The organism is Levilactobacillus spicheri DSM 15429, assembly GCF_001435095.1.
In the GTDB taxonomy this organism is placed as follows: Bacteria; Bacillota; Bacilli; order Lactobacillales; family Lactobacillaceae; genus Levilactobacillus; species Levilactobacillus spicheri.
On the sequence record NZ_AZFC01000016.1, the window covers coordinates 116586 to 137321 of the forward strand.

The following is a 20736-nucleotide window of genomic DNA, read 5'->3' on the forward strand; positions in this document are numbered from 1 at the left end:
ATCGAGAGAGGAAGATCCTATCGTGAATTTTGTCGCTATGGACTTTGAAACGGCCAACGGAAAACGCTACAGCGCGTGTTCGCTGGCCCTGACCATCGTCCGCAATAGTCAGGTGGTCGACGAGTTCTACTCGCTGATCAAGCCCGACACGGAATTTTTCTGGCGCAACGTCCAGATTCACGGCATCCACGAAGCTGACGTGGCCAACGCCCCCACCTTTCCTGAGGTCTGGGAGCACGTGGCACCGTTCTTTCAACGCGACCGCCTGGTCATTGCCCACAACGCCCCCTTCGATAACGGGGTGTTGCGCAGCAGCCTCGAGCACTACCGGCTACCAGCGGCCCGTTACCTGACCCTGGACACCGTGAAAACCAGTCGCAAGTTCTTCCCAGAATTCCCCAACCACAAGTTGGACACGGTCTGTGCGGAACTCGATATCGACCTGCACCATCACCACAACGCGCTCGACGACAGCCTCGCCTGCGCCAACATTTTGCTCTACGAAGCCAACCACTTCGGGACGCAACCCCTGAAGTCCTTTATCAAGGTCAACGCCTAGGAAATCATGGATGAGGTCAGTCGCTTCTGAGCCCGGCAAAAATTGGGCTGGAACGGGGTGGGCACGGCTGAGAGCCCGAAACTCAGGTCTCTCAGACCGGCCTTTGTCTAAGCTGGCTAAGAAACACCAGCTAAGACAAATTTCACCCCTGAGCCCATTTTTGCCAGGCCCTCCAGCTGATACTGTCGTCATCCATAACTGATGTTGAATCGAAAATTGCATCCGGTTCGAATAGAACATACATCATCGGTATCACCGTGACAATTCAAAAGGACTGTTCACTGACTTGCTTGGTCGGTGAACAGTCCTTTTTCATGTTGACAATGATTAAGTCGATTAGTAACGGTGAGCCTCCCACGTTAGCGCAACAGAGGCGACTTGCTGGCCGTGGTGAAATTGATGTTACCTGGTGTTCTTTGCCAGGTTACATCAAGGCCGAGTTCTGGAGATCCGCGTTTTTGGCGGAGCTTCAGAATCGTGCCCACCTCGGCCGGCTTGCTCGCCGGCGTGGAGCGATTGGTTTCGCCTATCTGGAATTGTTCCAGCCCAATTTTTGCCAGGCCCGGAAGCGCGAGGCGCACTCTAGCCTAGTTCTGATTCGTCAATGGATAAACCATCTCCACGGCCGTGACCGGCTTGCCGGCGTCGTCCTTGACCGTTTCGGGGGGCGTGCTAGTCCGCACGAAGCCCATCTTCTGGTACAGGTGCATGGCCGCCACGTTGCGGGTCTGCACGATGAGCCCCACCGCCTCTAGCGAACTGGCGCTTTGAGCCCAGTACAGAGCCTCGTCGACCAGGGCGGTCCCGATGCCCTGCCGCCAGTATGCTTGCTCGACGGCGAGGCCCAGCTCCCCCACGTTGCCCTGAGGCGTCGGGGCAATCGACAGCACCCCGATCAGTTGCTTCCCCAGGCTTGCCACCAGGAGCAGGTGCGCATCGCTGTGCTCGATTTGACGCAGCTGGTCGGCCTCCTGGCTCACGCTGATGGGATCGTCGGCGTTGGCCAACGTAAAGGTGTCACTCTCCCGTTGCAACCGCGTCAGCAGTGTCAACAGTTGCGCGGCATCACTGGCTTCTGGTAACCGAATCTCCACTTCATCCTCACTCATGTTGACCGTCCTCCAATGGCTGAATCAGGGCCGCAAAATGGTCCCCGTGGGGCTCGAACGCCAGCGTCCGCTGGTTCTCACCGGCAGCGTCGTCGCGTTTAAACACGATTCGCAGGTAGTTCTCCGGCAGCTCGTCGGCAATGAACTGGGACCACTCGATGACGTTGACCCCGTCACCGTTGAAGTATTCCTCCAGGCCTAATTCATCCCCACTGCCGTCCTCCAACCGGTACACGTCCATGTGGTACAAGGGCAAACGGCCGCCCTGGTACTCCCGGATAATGGTGAAAGTCGGACTCTTCACGTTACGCTTGATACCCAGTCCGGCCGCCAGCCCCTTGGTAAAGGTGGTCTTGCCGGCACCCAGGTCGCCATCCAGCAGAATGACGTCTTGGGCTTGTAACCCCGGTGCTAGTTGCCGCCCTATAGCCATCGTTTGTTCCGGACTCGTGACCGTAATTTTTAACATGTTGGTTAACCCCTTTTTTGACCAAATTGATGCAGACTCATGGTACCGCGTGATTCCGCATTCGAATCATCTTTCCCGTAACAAATAATACCCGGATTGCCAATAAAGCGCAATCCAGGTATCTGGTTGATTTTTAAAAGTAAATTAAGCTAAGGATTGAGCCGCCGTGATGATGGCTACCTTGTAGACGTCCTCTTCGTTGCAACCCCGTGATAAGTCGGAGACCGGCTTGTTCAGACCTTGCAGGATCGGGCCGATGGCTTCGAAGCCGCCGAACCGTTGCGCAATCTTGTAGCCGATGTTCCCGGACTGAAGTTCTGGGAAGACGAAGACGTTGGCGTGACCCGCTACCTTGGAATCCGGTGCCTTTTGCGCCCCCACACTTGGGACGAAGGCCGCGTCAAATTGTAATTCCCCGTCTAATGGCAGGTCCGGCGCCGATTCATGGGCCAGCTTCGTGGCTTCTTGCACCTTGGTGACCATGTCACCCTTCGCGGAGCCCTTGGTGGAGAAGCTCAATAAGGCAACCTTCGGGTCAATGTCGAAGACCTTCGCGGTGTGGGCACTTTCCACGGCCACTTCGGCCATGCCGGCAGCGTCCAATTCGATGTTGATGGCACAGTCGGCGAAGACAAAGCGTTGGTCGCCCTTCTGCATGATGAAGGCCCCGCTGATCCGGCGAACGCCCGGCTTTGTCTTAATGATCTGTAACGCTGGCCGCACGGTGTCCCCCGTTGGATGCACGGCACCGGAGACCATCCCATCGGCTTGGTCCATGTAGACCATCATGGTGCCGACGTAGTTCGGGTCCTTGAGCATTTCCTTGGCTTGTTCCGGCGTGTTCTTACCTTTCCGCCGTTCCACCAGGGCATCCAGCATCGCTTGGTGCTGGTCGGCAGGAATATTTTCTGGGTCCAGAATCGATAACGGGGCTAGGTCGATGTCGTGGCTCTTGGCCGTGGCTTCGATTTCGCTCTGCTTGCCTAAGACAACAGACTTGATCAGCCCGTCGGCGGCTAAGCGGCTAGCGGCGCCTAAGACCCGTGCATCTTCCCCTTCAGGAAAGACGATGGTTTTGTTTTGACCAGTGATTTTTTGCTTGAGACTATCAAAAAGTTCCATAGATGATGACCTCCATAAAATATCCCACGAATCAATTCTCTTCTGCTTGTGTCGGGTTGGTTTGCGGACCCCCTGGATCGACGCTTACGTGTTCCGGAAGCTGCCAATCGATGGGCGTCTCGCCTAATGATGTCAGTGCGATGTTGGTCTTGGAAAACGGCTTCGATCCGAAGAAGCCCCGGTTCGCGGACAACGGACTCGGATGGGCCGACTGCAAGACGATATTGGTCTTGGTGTCAATCAGGCTGATCTTCGACCGGGCCGCGCGCCCCCAGAGGATAAAGACCACTGGTTCGGGCCGGGCGGAAAGCTTGGCGATGGCTGCGTCGGTCAAACGCTCCCACCCGTGTCCCTTATGGGAGAAGGCGGCCCCATCGCGCACCGTTAGAACCGAGTTCAAGAGCAAGACGCCCTGATCGGCCCACTTTTTTAAGTAGCCGTGTTGCACGGGGGTACACCCCACGTCACTCTGTAGCTCCTTATAAATATTCACTAATGACGGCGGTAACTTGGTCCCGGGCAGCACGGAAAAACTACAGCCGTGCGCCTGGCCCGGATTGTGGTACGGATCCTGTCCCAGGATCACAACTTTGACCTGACTAAACGGCGTCCAATCGAACGCGGTAAAGATGTGGTACATGTCCGGATCGATTCGGTAGTGTTGATATTCCTCCACCAAAAATTTCCGGAGCTCCTGATAATAATCCTGTTCAAATTCCGGTTCCAGGACCGGCCACCAATCATTATGAATAAACGGTTTCATTCCCAACACCTCACGCTTTATTCTATCATATTGTTTTCAGAAATGATATTATCGTTTGTTGCGGAGGAAACATGGTAAAATGAAGAAAATGTCTCAAGGGGGTGTCCCGTCTCATGCGTCAACTGTATCTCAATCAAGCCGCACTATCGGCCCGCGCGACCACGGTCATCCGGGATGCCGATAATCAATCCCGCTACCTGCTGGTCGGCAAGTGGGGGTTACGGGCGGACGTCCTGACCGTCTACCTGATTGACGGGTCCCTGGAGGCCGAGGTCCGGCAGGAATCGTTGGGGTTACTCCCCCGCTTCCGCCTAATCTACCACCGACAAACGGTCGGCCGCGTCAACAAAACGTTCGGCCTGATTCGCGAAGTGCTCTTCATTCGGGGGCTCAACTGGGTGGTCATGGGGACCCTCACCACCGGTGGTTTTCGCATCTACCACGGGCGGGCACTGATTGCTACCATCCAACGGGTCGACCAGCGTGACCAGACTTTAGTTCTGACCGTCGACCAGCCCGACCACGAGGCGCTGGTCGTCTGCCTGGCAGCGATTCTCGACCGGTGGGCCAAGCGTCCGCAGCACAGCCTCAGCCCATTGAAACACCGGGGCTGGACCCCCGGCTTATCCGGCGAGGTCGCCCCATTTCAAACACATCATGATTAAAAAAAGCGTCCGGGACGAGTTGCTGTCCCGGACGCTTTTTCAGTTCTGGCGTTTCACAACGGCTGGTTCCGTTGAATCGCGGCTCCTAGCTACGTTGCGGCGCCTTCTTAATAATGCTTCATGACCCGGGCGATTTGCCGGTCCTGTTCGCGGCGCTTCAGGGATTCACGCTTATCGTACTCGCGCTTCCCATGGGCGACCCCTAAGAGGACCTTGGCGAACCCGTGCTTCAGGTAGACCTTTAGCGGAATCAGGGTGACCCCTTTATCCTGGGTCGCTAAGCCCAACCGGGTAATCTGCTTCTTGTGCAGTAGGAGCTTGCGGTTTCGTAACGGGTCGTGGTTGAAGCGGTTCCCCTGAACGTACTCACTGATGTGGACGTTCATCAACCAGGCCTCCCCGTTGCGAATCTGGGCAAACCCATCCTGCAGGTTGATTCGGCGTTCCCGAATCGATTTGATTTCAGTTCCGGTCAACACTAACCCGGCCTCGACCGTGTCGGTCACGGCATAATCATGACGGGCCTTGCGGTTTTGAGCTAGGAGGTTGTCCGGCGTTTTCTTGGATTTACTTTTAGCCAAGTGTGTTCACCTCGCTTAGTGACGGCCACCGTTTTGGTTACCATTCCGGTGTTGACCGCCCCGTTGATTAGTGTTGCGGTGTTGGTTGCCGTTACCATTGTTGCTGCGGTGTTGGCCATTGCCCCCACCACGGTGGTTGCCGTTCCGGTTGCCACCGTTGCCGTGGTTGTTCCCGCCATTGCGGTTGCCGCCACCGTGCTGGTTGTTTCGGCCGTTGTTGCCGAAACGGCCCCCACGAGAGCGGTGTTCCCGGTGAGGCAAGAGGTCACTGACCGGCGCCTTTTCGGGATCCAATAAGTCAAAGTCGATTTCGCTTTGTTCCTTATCCACGTGCACGACCTTCACCCGAATCGCTTGACCGATTCGGTACGTCCGCCGCGTGTTGCGCCCAACCAAGGCCAGGTACTTCTCGACGTATTCGTAGTAGTCATCCTGCATCCGGCTAATGTGGATCAGCCCTTCGATGGTGTTAGGCAGTTCAACGAACATCCCAAACTTCATCACGGAACTGACCACGGCATCGAACTCTTCACCCACGTGATCGGCCATGTATTCAGCCATCTTCATGTCGTTGGTGTCCCGTTCGGCGTCGATCGCCCGCCGTTCCATTTCGGACGTGTGCGTGCCGATCTCTTCCAAGATTGGCCCAAACTTCTCCTTGGAATCCTGATTGATTCCGTGGTCGGCGTAGTAGTGGATCATCCGGTGCACCATGGTGTCAGGGTACCGCCGAATTGGGGAGGTAAAGTGGGTGTAGAATTGCGCACCCAACCCAAAGTGGCCCAGGGATTGGTCACTGTAACGGGCTTGCTTCAAGCTCCGCAGCATCATGACCGAGACCATGGCCTCTTCCGGCTTGCCAGCAACCTGCTTCAGGACCCCTTGCAGCATCTTTGGCCGCAAGTGGTTCGGGTCACCCTTCACGTTGATTCCAAAGGCGGTCAGGAATTCGAAGAAACTCCGTACCCGGTCGCCATCTGGCGTTTCGTGGACCCGGTAAAGGAATGGGACCTTTGCCCGGAAGTAGTGTTCCGCCACGGTTTCGTTGGCGGCCAGCATGAAGGATTCGATCATCCGTTCTGCCAGGCCCCGCGTCCGTAAACGCACGTCAATGGCGTGGCCTTGGTCGTCACAGATGATTTCCGCTTCGCGGTCATCGAAGTCGATGGCTCCCCGGTTCTTCCGGTGCTTCAAGAGAACCCGGTGTAAGTCTCCCATGGTCTCAAACATTGGGACCAGGTTCTTGTAACGATCCATGGTCACGGGATCGTGGGCTTCCAGGATCTGGTTCACGGCCGTGTAGGTCATCCGCGCCTTGGAGCGCATCACGGATGGGTGGATGCGGTGCTTGACCACGTTCCCTTCCCCATCGATTTCCATTTCACAGCTCATGCATAACCGCAATTCGCCTTCGTTCAAGGAACAAATCCCGTTGGACAGCCGCCGTGGCAGCATTGGAATGACCCGGTCGGTCAGGTAGACACTGGTCCCCCGCTTATAGGCTTCCTTGTCGATGATGGAGTCTTCCTTGACGTAGTGGGACACGTCCGCGATGTGGACGCCTAGGTGGTAGTTCCCGTTAGGCAGCTTCCAGGCCGTGACCGCATCGTCCAAGTCTTTCGAGGACTCGCCGTCAATCGTGACCAGGTCTTGGTCGGTGACGTCTTCACGACCGGCCATTTCTTCGGGCAGCACGTGGTCCGGAATCTCGTCCGCGGCCTGCATGACCTCTTCGGGGAATTCAGCCGGAATATTGTGTTGGTAAACGATCTGCAGAATGTCGATACCGGGATCGTCCACGCTCCCGATGACCTGCTTGGCAATCCCCACCATGGCGTCCGGATGGGCGTCGTTCGGGTACTCGGTGATTTCAGCCGTCACCACTTCACCCGGCGTGGGGGTCAGCCCCACGTCGGTCACGTAAAACTTGTACTTCAGTAACTTCTTGTCGGTCAGGCGAACTTGACCCACGTAGCCGGCATCGTCGTCGGTCTGCAGGAATTCCCCCACGACCTGTTCGTAATGCCGCTCGGTGATCGCCACGACTTTCCCTTCCGGGCCCTTGCCCGAACGGGGGTCGCCGGCCCGCACGATTTCGATGTTGACCGTGTCGCCGTTCAACGCGCGCATGGTGTTGTCCGGCGCGATGTAAGCGTCGGGTTCGATCTTATCGGGGTCGTATTGGACAAAGCCAAAGCCCTTGTCGTTGCCGTGGAACGTCCCGGTCAGGATCTTTTGACTCGGGTCCAACTGGAAGTGGCCCCGGTCGGTGACCTGGACCAGCCCATCGCGCTCTAATTGCGCGAGTTCTTGCACGATCAGCTTAAAGGCGGCTGAACCGTGGTAATGTAAGGCATCCGAGATGCCTTCAACGGTATAGGTTTCATCCGCATGTGCGCGGAAAAACGCGGTTAAATCATTTTTTAAATTATCTTGCACTATCGATTCCTCGTTATTTTTCAAAGATTGGGTGTAAAAACGCTAAGATATCCTCTTCCAACGCGTGATGGGCCGAGTTGACGGTCAGCACGTGGCCGGCGTTGGGATATTCATGAAAGTCAATTTGGTCCTGCGGGTAACCCGCTGCGAGCCACTGTCCCGAACGGGGATCGATCATCTGATCGGCCGTTCCCTGGGCAATGAACACCGGTTGGTGCACCCGTTCAAGGTGCGTCGCCGTGGTGTCCGCAAACGCCTGAATCGCCGTGAGTTGCGCGGCCAAGTGGGCCTGCAACCACGCGAGCTTTTGCGTTTGGACCGTGCCAACAATACCCTGTTGTTGGTAAGTGGCCTGCGCCATCTGAATGAACGCAGTCGGGACGTTGGTCTGTCCCTTAAAAATGACGGGTGACGCAATCGTACCCCCGCCGACTAGGTCTGGATCTTCCATCAGCGCCCGGGTCGCGAACAACCCGCCCAACGAAAGACCGAAGATGGCAATCTGCCGATACCCGCGATCCCGCAACTGCTGAATCGCCGCTTGGGTATCCTGCCACCATTTCTGGGGGGACCCGTCGCGTAAGATATCCGCCGGTTCCCCCGTGGCGTGCCCCGTGAAGATGGGCGCCAATACCGTATAGTTTTCGCTTTCTAATCGTCGCGCTAATAAGCGCATGTCGTTAGAACTACCCGAATAGGCGTGCAGCAAGATGACTGCGTGAGGACCCTGCTCGAAGAAGAGCGGGGTTGGTTTTCGAATCATGTAAAACCACCACTTTCCGCTATCGAAATAGTCTGAATTAAGTTAGTTGACGGCGAAAAAACCGCCAATTTCAATAAAAAGCCTCCTGTATAGAGTGGACAGGAGGCTTAAATCTCTAATGTGAAGAAAGATATACTAAAGCCATTGCCAGTGCAAAGAAAATCACACCTAAGACAACCGTGACCTTTTGCATGAACGCTTCAAACCCCCGGGGTTTTTGCTTCGCAAACAGGTCGTCCGCACCACCGGATAAAGCGGACAGTGCGTCGTTCGTCTTAGCGGGCTGCATCATAACTGCGATAATGATCAGAACACTAACAATTAAAATACAGGTCATTAAAAAATTATACACAAATTTGCCTCCTACCTATCGAATAGGTCTAACTATACTCTCCCTAATCTATCATAATCAGCGGCTTTTTACCAGCCCCAGCCCCGGTCAATCCTGAAAATGCGGCGGCAAAGTCGCTAATCGTCGTAATTCCTGCCGTACGTAAGCCCGGTTGTGCTGATAGGTCAATACGACCAAAATATCCCCGGCGCGAATCAGGGTATCCCCATGCGGAATCACCTGACGTTCTCCCCGGTGAACACTGGTCAGTAACGCGTCTTTCGGCCAGGTAACGTCTCGCACCTGAACACCGGCCAAGGCCGAATCTTCGCCCACCGGGAACTCGACGCGGTCGCTAAGCCCCTGAGCACTCGGGTTGGCGGGCGTGACCATCTGCTCCAGCAACGCCTCATAGATGGGCGCACCGCCCAGCAAGTCGACGGTGATGTACGCGATGATCGACACCACTGCCAGGGGCAACAGGTGCCCCAGGCTCCCGACCATTTCGGTGATCAGCAGAATCGCGGTAAACGGGGCCTTGGAGATCCCGGCAAAATAGCCCGCCATGGCATAGATCATAAAATTAGCAATGTAAGCGACGGGTAACAGGCCCAAGAGGTTAAAGCTCCGCGCCCCGATGGCCCCGAGCAGCGCGCCCAACGTCAGGATGGGCAGGAAGATGCCCCCGGGCAAGCCGGAGTTATAACTGATCATGGAAAAAATCAGCCGTAGGACAAAGTACCCAATTAATGGCAATAATAAGGGCGTTTTTTGCGCGAAGGTCACGATCAGCTGGTTCCCGCCACCCAACGTGATGGGCCAAAGTAAGCCCACGGGAATCACCAGCAGGAACGGGACCACCCCGTCGAAGCGCCGGGGCAACCATTTCAACCGTGCATACAGAGCGCCGCCGTGAAGCGTCCCCTGCTGGTACACGACCCCCAGCAGGCCCAAGACGACGCCCAGCACCAGCAGGAGCCAGTAATATTTGAGCGGTAAGGCGTGCTGGTAGGCGATGTGCAGGACCGGTGTCAGGCCAAAGACCTCGCTGGAAACGAAGTCGGCCACCACGGCGCTGGTCAGCGACGTGACCCAGACCAGCGTTGAGAAACTGTGGTAGACCTCTTCCAGGATGAATAGCGTTGAGGCGATTGGCGCGTTAAACGCCGCGGACAAACCGGCCGCGGCCCCGCCGGCAATAAAGAGGCGCCGGCGCCGACCCGTAAAGTGCCAGTGGGCCGCCATCCCCTGGGCAACGGTTCCGCCCAGTTGAATCGAAGGACCTTCCCGACCTAAGAAGAGCCCCGCACCAATGCCCAGAACGCCGCTGACGAATTTCCGCCAGAGGACCGGCCACCAGGCATAATCCACGTCGCCGGCCAACTGACCCTCGATCTGTGGAATCCCCGAGCCCTTGATCATCGGCTCTTGCTTGACCCAGTGGCCGATCAACAGGGCCACTAACACCAAAAGGACCGCCCACGGAAGTAACCAGCCGGGATGGTGTCCCAGCCATCCGTAGACGACCTGCATAATGCGTAACGAATGTTCAATTAATAGGCGAAACAAGCTGACCACGCAGCCGGCCCCTAACCCCACTAGGCTCCCAAAGCCAATTGCTCGCAGGCGGGTGAAGTCCCGTTGCGTCGTGTGCTTCTCGTTCATCAATACATGCCCCCAGATTTCTTCTAGAGACTAGTTTAGCACAGTTGGCGCCGTCATTCGCGCCGAAAACGTCGGAAGCTCCAGCCGACGAGGCCCATGAGCAACCCCCAGCTCCCCCACCACCCAAGGCGTTGCCGGGCTTCACCGGTCTGGGGCAAGCGTTTAGCACTTGTCGTTTCTTTCGTAGCGGCGTCGCCGGCGGTTAGTAAACTGGGACTATCCCAAAAAGTCGCGTCGTGCTCAGTTGACCGGGGATGCGGTTTGGCTGAGGACCCAGCCTTCTTTGGGTGGACTGATTGAGTGGGCCGCGCCGCCGACTGTGCGGACGCCACGGGCTCGTGGGCGTAAGCGACCGGTAACGTCACCGGTCGTTTGTGAGCCCCCGCTGACTTAGTCGGATGATCCGCCAGCGACGACTTGATTGGTGTCGTCAACGAAGGGCGCTCCAGGGAGACGTGGTGCGTGACCCCGGACGTGTTCGGTGCGGTCGCTGACCAGATCGGGTGAGTCAGCGCGGGAAATGGCTGCGGTCGAGGCGTACCCAGTGGCTGCGGTTTCCCGGGCTTCGCCGCCGCGCTACTAGCTGGTCCCGATGGCGTCGGTTGTGCCGTGGCTGGTGGCGTACTTGGGGTGGCCACCCCACCACCGGCTGTTCCCGGTAGCGCCGGGTGCGGCGTGGCTGGCGGCGTACTGGGTTGTTGCGGCACCGTCACAGGTGGCTGGGGTGCCGGATGTTGCGGGGTAACGACCGGCTGGGAGGGCTCGGATGGCTGAGGTGGTGTTACCGGGGCGTTCTCCGAAATGACGGGGATGAACCAATCATTTTTTTGCTTAGTTGCCCGCTGATATTCATCCTGAGGATTCTTTAACCGATATCCAGGCAACGGTGGTATTTTCACCACAGAACCCAACTGCACATCAGCAAACGCCTTTTGGGGTTCCCGCGTACCGTCTTCATAAACGTAATGATAATTAACCAATACAGCACCATTTGTCACATACTTCCAGGTCACCGTCTTAGCCGCCTCATCCCAATCGGCTCGATGAGTGGCTTCCCACCCCAGATTACTCGCCTGAGGCCGCGTTCCCTGGGACACCGTTTCGGTATACGGCCCTAATTGAACATGCTTCTGTGCCGCTTCTTTAGCTGTGGGATTCTCCACCTGGTAATACACGGTCCACGTCTCCTGCGTCGCGGTCGCCGCCTGACTGACCACGGCCGGGCCACCACCCAAAAGGCCACTCATCAAGCCAATCATTACATACTGCCATTTCATGGGGCATTCCTCCTTCACTACGGGTAGTTCCGTAAGCGAGCCCCGATTACGGCCAAAAAAAATGAGGGAGATTGCGAATTTTTCCATAAAAAAATGACGCCCACTCGATTGAGTGACCGTCATTTAGTGTTTTTAACCGATTAATTACTTGTTGATGATGGCTTCACGCGCATCTTCGTCCAAGTTGTAGAAGGAGTGGATTCCCTTGTATTCGGAAGTCTTGCCTAATTGGTCTTCGATCCGCATTAATTGGTTGTACTTGGCAATCCGTTCGCCACGGCTCATGGAACCAGTCTTGATTTGGCCGGCGTTCAACGCAACAACCAAGTCAGCGATGGTCGTGTCTTCAGTTTCACCAGAACGGTGAGAGATAACGGCCGTGTAACCAGCTTGCTTAGCCATTTCAACGGCTTCAACGGTTTCCGTCAAAGTCCCGATTTGGTTCAGCTTGATTAAGATCGAGTTGGCAACGCCCATCTTGATCCCCTTAGCCAGGTAGTCCGTGTTCGTAACGAACAAGTCGTCACCAACGATTTGGACCTTCTTGCCAAGACGCTTGGTAGCCATTTGCCAGTCTTCCCATTCGTTTTCATCGAGTGGGTCTTCGATCGAAACAACTGGGTACTTGTCAACGATGCCTTCCAGCAAGGTAACGAATTCGTCGGCGGTGTAGCTCTTGCCGTCACCCTTCAATTCGTACTTCTTGGTGTCAGCATTGTAGAATTCTGATGAAGCACAGTCAAAGGCAATGGCAACATCCTTACCAGGAACGTAGCCGGCTTGCTTGATAGCCTTAACCAGAATTTCGAATGGTTCTTCGTTGTTCTTCAGGTCAGGTGCAAATCCACCTTCGTCACCAACGGCAGTGGAGTAACCTTCTTCGTTCAAGATAGCCTTCAAGTTGTGGAACGTTTCGGAACCCATCCGGATGGCTTCCTTAACGGTCTTCGCACCAACAGGCATGATCATGAATTCTTGGAAGTCAACCTTGTTGTTGGCGTGCTTCCCACCGTTGATAACGTTCATCATTGGCGTTGGCAATACGTGACCATTGAAGCCGCCCAAGTAGTTGTACAATGGTTGGCCTAATTCATCAGCAGCAGCCCGTGCAGCCGCTAAGGAGACACCTAAGATAGCGTTGGCACCTAACTTACCCTTGTTAGGTGTACCGTCTAAGTCGATCATGGCTTGGTCGATAGCACGTTGGTCAGTGACATCGTAACCAACGATTTCCTTGGCGATGATGTTGTTAACGTTGTCTACGGCCTTGGTAACACCCTTGCCCATGAAACGACTCTTGTCGCCATCACGCAGTTCAACGGCTTCGTGTTCACCAGTTGAGGCACCAGAAGGAACGATCCCCCGGCCCATGGCACCGGCTTCGGTGTAGAGTTCAACTTCAACAGTTGGGTTACCACGAGAATCTAAGACTTCGCGTGCGTAAATATCAGAAATAATTGACATTTTTGAATTCTCTCCTTATGAGTTTGACTTCACGGGAACTAGAAACTCATCCCATGCTTTATTCTATAAGTTTAACATTGAACTTTCAATCACATTTTACCCGTTTTACAAATTTTGATAGTTTGCGAGCTGAATAAAAGCCTTTTCATCCAAACTAGCGCCCCCGGCGAGGACCCCGTCGACGTTATTCCGGGCCATTAAGCCCGCAATATTATCTGGTTTGACACTCCCGCCGTACAAAACACGGACCCCGTTCGCTAAATCATCCGAATAAATGTCCGCGATGGTTTGGCGAATCAGGTAACAGCCCTCTTCGGCCTGGTCACTCGAGGCGGAGGTGCCACTGCCAATCGCCCAACTCGGTTCGTAGGCGATGACGACCTTCGCCGCGTTCTCCGTGCTGACCCCCTTGAGGGCCGCGGAGACCTGGTTGACGACCCAGTGGATCTTCTCGCCGGATTCCCGGCGGCCCATGGTTTCGTCACAGCAGACGATGGGCGTCATGCCGTTACGAAAGACCGCTTGGACTTTCCGGTTGATCACGTCATCCGTTTCGTTAAAGTACCGCCGACGTTCGGAATGCCCCACGATTACGTAGGGAATGCCCATCGCGTGGAGGGCCAACGGACTGGTCTCACCCGTGTACGCCCCCTCGTCTTCGTAATAACAGGTCTCTGCGCCGATGCGTAAGACTCGGTCCGTATTGGCCTCCAGCATGGTCTGTAAAAACAGGGCTGGGGCCGCAATGGCCGTTTCCACCTGATCCGCCGCTGGTAATTTACCCTGAACACCCGTCACGAAGTCGTGGGCTTCGGTGACCGTTTTGTTCATCTTCCAGTTACCTGCAATCAATGGTATCCGCAACCTAATCCGCTCCTTTTCAAATAGACTCAACGCACATGTTTCATCTTACCCAATTTAAGCGAAATCTACCAGTAAAGACCTCTTTACGGTCCGGATTAACTCACCTGAGTCTGCGTACTCATCCCCAGATTCACCGATAACGTGTAAAATTGGTCAACTTCCGGATGATGAGCGTGCGAAACAATCCAAACGGTCCGATTCGGCTGTGTTAAGAAGTATCGTTCAATTCGATTAGCGGTTACCGCGTCGACGTTCGCCGTACTCTCGTCCAGAATAATCACCGGAGCATCCGTCAACAGCACCCGGGCTAAAGCTAGACGTTGTTGTTCACCACCCGATAATCTCGCATCACTCTCCGCAATCACCGTCTCTAACCGCTGTGGAAGCTGGTCAATCTTATGGGCGAGCCCGACGACGGTCAACGCACGTAACAGGGCCGTATCAGGTAACTGGCGGCCAAGCGTTAAATTATCCCGTACGGTCCCTTGGAAAATGAACGCTTTCTGGGGGACATACGCCACATAGCTGTTTCCCGCCCCATCCGGAGAATCGGGTACCGGCCGCCACCGAACCTGGCCCGCTGTTATGGCCTGATTCCCGGTCACAACACGCATCAGCGTACTCTTACCGCTACCACTCGGTCCACTGACCCGAACCTTGCTCCAAAATGGCACCCTCAGCGTAGTTGTAGCTAACCAGGTCTGTTGGGCGTGCCGCACCATCACGTGGTCTAATTCCAATTCCGGCCGCGCAGTCGCGGCAAAGGGCCGATCCCCCATAAAGGTTGACGCCCGTTTTAAGACTTTATACTTATCAAAAATTGGCTGTACCGACTTCAGCTCGACCCAACTACTCGACATGACCTGCAGTGCTGAGAAGAGTTCACCCGCAAGGCTCCCCGTACTCATGATAGTCCCGGCCGTTAGATGTCCCGTGATAACCAGTAAGGCGGTTACCACGGTGATTGCCATCTGGCTCACGATGCTTACTGTCGTACTCAAAACGTCCACCGTTGCCTTTTGACGCGCATAAGCAACGTTAGCGCGTTGTAATTTCTGGGATGCCCGCACGTTACGGGTAATAATCTGTGACCTGCGATGAAAACTCGTCAACGTCGCAAATCCCGCTAATGTGTTTTGCACCTGAGTCACAAAGCGCTCGTTGGCCTTGGTAACGTGCCGTGATTGTTGGGTCAATCGGCGCGTTGCCAACCGTGGAACAAACGTAATCGCCAAGAAACCAATTGCCGCGGTCACCAATAACGTCCAGTGAAAAATCACGAGATAACTCGTTGTCATAATGACTAAGGCCACACACTCAATGAGTTGAAAGAACACCTGCATCCCTTGCGAGTTGATCAACGTTAGATCATTGTTCAGCCACGAAACATAAACGTCCGGCGTGCGTTTCGCAAATTCGTCACTGGTCAGGTTGGCAATACCCGTAGATAAATCACGGCGAATATCGGTGTCCACCAGTTGTGTATTCCGGGCAATCAAGATGTTTGCCACATAATCAGCGCCAACCAGTATCAACCACATTCCTAAATCCACCACAATCCATCCGGTAAATTGACCAAGATTGCGGTGAATAACGGCGTTCGTCTCAAACGTTAAAATAACTGCCGCCGAAGCTTGAATCAGCGACACCAAGCTTTCCAATCCCATAATACAGCCGGTCATCCCCGGGTGTCGCCGTAAATAGTATCCCAATCGCCAAGTTGTTTTCACCATTACCCAGTCCCTTCATTTCCCTTGATTACTCCGATTCTACTTGTCGTTACTCGTCAATAATCGTATAATTTAGGGCAAATTTGCCCAGTTCAGGGACTCGTCAAGGAGGACTAACAATGCTTAGTATCGGTGAAACCCTTAAACAGATTCGTCATAATCAAGGACTGACACAAAACCAACTCTACGACGGATTGATATCCCCGTCCTTTGCCAGTCGACTGGAACGCGGACTTCATAGCGTTACCGCGGACACCCTGTTTGCCATCCTCGACCGGCTAATGATTGACCCGACGGAATTTCAATTTATTCAGCGGGGATACCATCCTTCGGTGGCCCAACGAACCTTCAATCAAATCACCACAGCCAATAGTCAGCAAAACTTCCCCTGGTTACGGCACCTCGACCAGCAATACCGCGACAGTAATCTGCCGAATCTTCAGGCCTTGGCGACGCTCGCCAATCTCTCCATCAGTATTTTCGATGATCGGCCCATTGACACGTCCCGGACCGATCAGCTTTGGCGGCGTTTCAATCGATCTCAACTTTGGAACCTAACCGAAATTCGCCAGGCAAGCATGTGGTTGATGATTGCAGAGGCCAAACATGCTCAATCCCAGATTCTCCAGGGAATCGACAAGATGCACCATAGCTGTGCGCGGTATATGGTCCACCAAACGGATACCTTTCGGTTACAGCAACCGTTATTAGATTTTGATAATCTGGCCTTCCAGGTCTTGGTTCAAAGCCACCGTTACCAGGAGGCAAAACAATTTTGGCCCCACTGGCGCCCCGCCGATCCCGAACGGTTGAATATTGAATCTCGCATCACACAACTCGTTACCAATTGCTTCTGGGACTGGTACTTTGGTGATTTTGATCAGGCAGACCATCAGGCAAAGCTTATCCAGCAAATTCCCACCAACAAAGACTCGCTCAACGTTCACGACGTTTTGCGGGCCTATCGATACTTCGCCCAGCGTTACCGTCAATCCACAAAAAAAGCTTAACAAAAAACGGTTCCCACCATCATTTGCTGAGGTGGAAACCGTTTTTCATGACTACGAATCGTAGTCAGCTTTTAGTTAGATTACTTGTCAGAAATTGCGGCAATCCCTGGTAAGGTCTTACCTTCAAGGTATTCGAGGGAAGCACCACCACCAGTGGAGATGTGGGACAACTTGTCAGCCACACCCAGTTGTTGAACGGCAGCCGTGGAGTCACCACCACCGACGATCGTCTTGGCATCGCTTAAGGTACCCAAGAACTTACCGATTTCGAGCGTTCCTTCAGCGTAATTCGGCATTTCGAACACACCCATTGGGCCGTTCCAAACCACCGTCTTAGCGCTCTTCAGAACGTCTTCGAATTCCTTGATGGACTTAGGACCGATGTCCAAAGCCATGTAGCCATCAGGAATATCGCCGTCGACCGTCTTGTGGTCAGCGTCGTTCTTGAATTCAGTTGCGACCACGGAGTCAGTAGGCAGAACCAGCTTGTCGCCAGCCTTGTCCAAGATTTCCTTGGCTAAGTCAATCTTGTCCTTTTCAACCAAGGAGTTCCCGATCTTCATGCCCTTAGCAGCGTAGAAGGTGTAGGTCATCCCACCACCGATCAAGACCTTGTCAGCCTTGGACAGTAAGTTGTCGATAACACCGATCTTGTCGGACACCTTGGCACCACCTAAGATGGCAACGAATGGGTGTTCTGGGTTATCAACGGCGCCACCGATGAACTTGATTTCCTTTTCCATCAAGAAACCAGCAGCGGTTTGCGCCATGTTGGACGCAATGCCGACGTTGGATGCGTGGGAACGGTGAGCCGTCCCGAAGGCATCGTTGACGAAGACGTCACCCAAGGAAGCCCAGTACTTGCCCAATTCTGGGTCGTTGCCGGATTCGCGCTTGACGTATTCGCCGTTCTTAACGTCTTCGTAACGGGTGTTTTCCATGACCAGAACGTCGCCGTCGTTTAAGCCGTCAATGGCGTCTTCCAGCTGCTTGCCTTCCGTCGTTGGAACGAAGGTCACTGGCTTGTTCAACAAGTTAGAGAGCCGTTCTGCGACTGGACGCATGGACAGACCTGGCTTGTCTTCTTCCTTCTTGACCCGGCCTAAGTGAGAGAGCAAGATGGCCTTGCCACCGTGTTCGATCACGTACTTGATCGTTGGCAAAGCTGCCACGATTCGGTTGTCGTTGCCGATCACACCGTCTTTGATTGGGACGTTGAAGTCGACCCGCATAAGGACCTTTTTACCTTTTAAATCTAAATCAGAAACTGTTAATTTCGCCAATTTAGAAATCCTCCTTCAAGATGTCATGTTAAAAATGATTACTTTCACAATATACAGCACTTACCCGCGAATTTCAAAGGACTTATCCGAAAATCACGGGGGCAAACAAAAACGCGTCGAGGAAATTCCTCCCCCCGCCGCGTCTTGCGTATCCTAAACGTTTATAAACGTTCGCAATAACTAATCTAAAATTAGAGGGTTGCGAAACGAAGTAAAGTCCGGACCATGTTGCAAGTGAAGCCCCATTCGTTGTCGTACCAAGCAACCGTCTTAACTAATTGAGTGTCGCCGGCAGTCGTCACTTCCGTTTGAGTTGGGTCAAAGACGGAACCATGAGGGTCGTCGATGATGTCAGTCGAAACGATTTGGTCATCGTTGTAACCGAATGCTTCGTTACCGTCAGTGTGCTTCTTCATTGCGTCGTTGATTTCGTCGGCCGTAACCTTCTTGTCAAGAACAGCAACTAATTCAGTCAAAGAACCATCTGGAACGGCAACCCGTTGTGCATGGCCTTGTAACTTACCTTGTAATTCTGGGATAACCAAGCCGATCGCCTTAGCAGCACCAGTAGAGTGAGGAATGGTGTTAACAGAAGCAGTCCGGTTGTTCCGCATCTTCTTGCCACGAGGGCCATCCAAAATCATTTGGGTAGAAGTGAAGGCGTGGATCGTGGTCATCGTCCCGGCCTTGATACCGAAGTCTTCGTTCAAGAAGTATGCCATAGGTGCAAGACAGTTCGTCGTGCAAGAACCAGCAGAAACGATCACGTCATCCTTGGTCAACTTGTCCAAGTTAACGCCAGGAACAACGGTCGTAACGGCACCGGCTGGAGCAGAAACTAAGACCCGCTTAACACCAGCGTCGATGTGGGCGTGAGCCTTTTCTTCAGAAGTGTAGAAACCGGTACATTCGAGAACGAAGTCGACACCGTCGTTCTTAACCCAAGGAATGTCTTGAGCCTTTGGTTCAGCGTAAACTGGGTATTCCTTACCGTCAACCACGATGCCCTTGTCCGTAGCAGAAACTTCGCCAGGGAAACGGCCATGAGTTGAGTCATACTTTAACAAGTATGCCAACATTGAAGGGGTCGTTAAATCGTTGATAGCGACAACTTCGATGTCATTAGAGTGCAGTTCGTGAATCCGCTTGAAAGCCAAACGACCGATACGGCCGAAACCATTAATACCAATCTTTACAGTCATACTGTGATTTCCTCCTTCAGGAAGCAAACAAAGATAATTTTTTTAAAAAGCAGTACATGTTAAGTGTATCACTTTTTTAAAACAATGTCAGCAGCACCATCATCGGTAATCAACCAAGTCTGGGCTGGCGCTAAATGCATGTAGGCCTCAATGGCGGTCCCCTTCTCGGAACCCCCGGCCACCGCGATCACCAGTGGTTTGTTCACTAAGTCATCAATCCCCACGCCAATGCGGGGGAACTTGCTGACCACGTGACCCGCGTCGTCGAAGAAGAAGCCAAAGGCCTCTCCCACGGCATGGGCGGCGGTCAAATCGGCAATCACGTGCGCCGACATGTTCCGGCGCCTAGCCATGGTCAGTGCCTGACCGATGCCGTGGATCACCACGTTGCTCTGGTCGATCAGTTGCAGCACTTCATGAATAGCCGGTTCTGCAAATAGCGACTTGTAAGTTGCGGTGTTGAGCTGTTCCGGAACGAAGAGTGACCGGAACTTGCCGTTGGTTCGCTGAGCCATCTGGGCGCTAACGGCGTTCGCCTGAATGTCCGGCGACTCACCGATGCCCCCGCGAGCGGGCACGAACAACAGCTGACGATTCGTCGACAGTGACGGCGTCAACACCGCCGCTACCGTGGCCAACGTGTGGCCCCCCATCACCGCAATGGTGCTCGCGCCGTTGGGTAGCTGGTCGGCCAAGACCTGCTTAGCCGCCTCCGCCATCCCGCCGAGGGAGCCGTTGGGCGCCGTGCTGTCACCGGGAACGATGGTGCAGTTGGCGATGCCCAACCGCTGAGCCAATTCACGCTCCCGCTGTTGCCGCCCCGCTAACGTGTTCATCACCGGCGTGAGTCCATGCAGCACCCGTTCACCGGACGCCGTGATCTGCATGCCCTTGATGGACATCTGGATAAACCCCAGGTTCACCAACGCATCGGTCGTGGTCCGGACCGTTCGCTCGGTACACGCCAAGTGGTTGGCTAAGGTTCGCCGTCCGACCGGCTGCAGGGTCGCGATACCTTGTAATACCCGAAAGCGACTGGTTAACTTGGTCACCATTTGGGGCATAATCGCTTCTACCCATTGCCAATCATCTTGCATCCTCGTTACCTCCCAGTGGGACGTTGAGCGACCAGGGTGGCCAAATTGCGCCCACCACGCTCAAAAAATAAAGGCCAACGAATCGCTAACCTAACTTACTGTGTCAGTATAAGCCCATTTAACGCCTTTGGCAAGTACTTCCCCTTCATAAATTATTCGTTGAACGAACCCGTGTTCACACCCAAAATAAGCTGCCGTGCACGCATCTGATGGGTGCCCCGGGACCCGGAAAAGCGTTTGAATTTTGCCCAACAAAAAATCGCAGTCGACGCTGACTGCGATTACTGAGTGCGCCCGGAGGGAATCGAACCCCCATTTCAAGAACCGGAATCTTACGTGCGAT

Annotated in this window: 19 protein-coding genes; 3 read left to right on the forward strand and 16 right to left on the reverse strand. The window is 54.3% G+C overall.

Annotated elements, in window-relative coordinates; genetic code table 11:
* Window positions 1-22: 22 nt before the first annotated feature.
* Window positions 23-559, forward strand: coding sequence for a 3'-5' exonuclease (locus FD37_RS06290; protein ID WP_045807092.1), 537 nt, complete (start codon window positions 23-25; stop codon window positions 557-559).
* A 587-nt stretch (window positions 560-1146) separates the two neighbouring features.
* Here FD37_RS06290 and FD37_RS06295 read toward each other — a convergent pair.
* From FD37_RS06295 to FD37_RS06310, 4 genes are all read right to left on the reverse strand, one after another.
* Complete coding sequence (locus tag FD37_RS06295) at window positions 1147-1668, reverse strand: GNAT family N-acetyltransferase (RefSeq protein WP_056964259.1); 522 nt, start codon at window positions 1666-1668, stop codon at window positions 1147-1149.
* The gene (tsaE, locus tag FD37_RS06300) at window positions 1661-2137 is read right to left on the reverse strand and encodes a tRNA (adenosine(37)-N6)-threonylcarbamoyltransferase complex ATPase subunit type 1 TsaE (RefSeq protein ID WP_056964261.1); all 477 of its coding nucleotides are present in this window, start codon (window positions 2135-2137) and stop codon (window positions 1661-1663) included. Before tsaE ends, FD37_RS06295 begins: the two co-directional genes overlap by 8 nt.
* 144 nt (window positions 2138-2281) lie before the next feature.
* Window positions 2282-3259: a phosphate acetyltransferase gene (gene pta / locus FD37_RS06305; RefSeq protein WP_045807089.1), complete on the reverse strand. Its 978-nt coding sequence runs from the start codon at window positions 3257-3259 to the stop codon at window positions 2282-2284.
* 31 nt (window positions 3260-3290) lie between these two features.
* Entirely contained in the window at window positions 3291-4022 is a 732-nt protein-coding gene (locus FD37_RS06310) for a uracil-DNA glycosylase (protein WP_045807088.1), read from the reverse strand.
* A gap of 113 nt (window positions 4023-4135) precedes the next feature.
* Here FD37_RS06310 and FD37_RS06315 point away from each other — a divergent pair, with 113 nt between their 5' ends.
* Complete coding sequence (locus FD37_RS06315) at window positions 4136-4687, forward strand: LURP-one-related/scramblase family protein (protein WP_045807087.1); 552 nt, start codon at window positions 4136-4138, stop codon at window positions 4685-4687.
* A 107-nt stretch (window positions 4688-4794) separates the two neighbouring features.
* Here FD37_RS06315 and smpB read toward each other — a convergent pair whose 3' ends face one another.
* The 9 genes from smpB to FD37_RS06360 form a co-directional block, all read right to left on the reverse strand.
* Complete coding sequence (smpB, locus tag FD37_RS06320; protein WP_045807086.1) at window positions 4795-5268, reverse strand: SsrA-binding protein SmpB; 474 nt, start codon at window positions 5266-5268, stop codon at window positions 4795-4797.
* A 15-nt stretch (window positions 5269-5283) separates the two neighbouring features.
* Entirely contained in the window at window positions 5284-7707 is a 2424-nt protein-coding gene (gene rnr, locus FD37_RS06325) for a ribonuclease R (RefSeq protein ID WP_045807085.1), read from the reverse strand.
* Window positions 7708-7720: 13 nt separating this feature from the next.
* Window positions 7721-8470, reverse strand: coding sequence for an alpha/beta hydrolase (locus FD37_RS06330; protein ID WP_045807084.1), 750 nt, complete (start codon window positions 8468-8470; stop codon window positions 7721-7723).
* A 115-nt stretch (window positions 8471-8585) separates the two neighbouring features.
* Entirely contained in the window at window positions 8586-8822 is a 237-nt protein-coding gene (secG, locus tag FD37_RS06335) for a preprotein translocase subunit SecG (protein ID WP_045807083.1), read from the reverse strand.
* Window positions 8823-8909: 87 nt separating this feature from the next.
* Window positions 8910-10466 (reverse strand): ClC family H(+)/Cl(-) exchange transporter, encoded by a 1557-nt coding sequence (locus FD37_RS06340; RefSeq protein ID WP_056964263.1) that lies wholly within the window; start codon window positions 10464-10466, stop codon window positions 8910-8912.
* A gap of 53 nt (window positions 10467-10519) precedes the next feature.
* A complete protein-coding gene (locus FD37_RS06345) occupies window positions 10520-11743 on the reverse strand; it encodes a hypothetical protein (RefSeq protein ID WP_056964265.1) in 1224 nt (407 codons plus the stop codon).
* Window positions 11744-11887: 144 nt separating this feature from the next.
* The gene (gene eno, locus FD37_RS06350) at window positions 11888-13207 is read right to left on the reverse strand and encodes a phosphopyruvate hydratase (RefSeq protein ID WP_045807080.1); all 1320 of its coding nucleotides are present in this window, start codon (window positions 13205-13207) and stop codon (window positions 11888-11890) included.
* Between the two features lie 105 nt (window positions 13208-13312).
* A complete protein-coding gene (gene tpiA / locus FD37_RS06355) occupies window positions 13313-14071 on the reverse strand; it encodes a triose-phosphate isomerase (RefSeq protein ID WP_045807079.1) in 759 nt (252 codons plus the stop codon).
* A gap of 95 nt (window positions 14072-14166) precedes the next feature.
* Entirely contained in the window at window positions 14167-15804 is a 1638-nt protein-coding gene (locus FD37_RS06360) for an ATP-binding cassette domain-containing protein (protein WP_056964267.1), read from the reverse strand.
* A gap of 116 nt (window positions 15805-15920) precedes the next feature.
* On the opposite strand from FD37_RS06360, the gene FD37_RS06365 reads away from it, so the two are divergent.
* Window positions 15921-16811, forward strand: coding sequence for a helix-turn-helix domain-containing protein (locus FD37_RS06365; RefSeq protein ID WP_056964269.1), 891 nt, complete (start codon window positions 15921-15923; stop codon window positions 16809-16811).
* Window positions 16812-16891: 80 nt separating this feature from the next.
* Here the strand turns inward: FD37_RS06365 and FD37_RS06370 are convergent, their stop codons facing one another.
* The 3 genes from FD37_RS06370 to FD37_RS06380 form a co-directional block, all read right to left on the reverse strand.
* A complete protein-coding gene (locus FD37_RS06370) occupies window positions 16892-18094 on the reverse strand; it encodes a phosphoglycerate kinase (protein ID WP_045807078.1) in 1203 nt (400 codons plus the stop codon).
* A 191-nt stretch (window positions 18095-18285) separates the two neighbouring features.
* Window positions 18286-19296 (reverse strand): type I glyceraldehyde-3-phosphate dehydrogenase, encoded by a 1011-nt coding sequence (gene gap / locus FD37_RS06375; protein WP_045807077.1) that lies wholly within the window; start codon window positions 19294-19296, stop codon window positions 18286-18288.
* 68 nt (window positions 19297-19364) lie between these two features.
* Window positions 19365-20393 (reverse strand): sugar-binding transcriptional regulator, encoded by a 1029-nt coding sequence (locus FD37_RS06380; RefSeq protein WP_045807076.1) that lies wholly within the window; start codon window positions 20391-20393, stop codon window positions 19365-19367.
* Window positions 20394-20736: the final 343 nt, after the last annotated feature.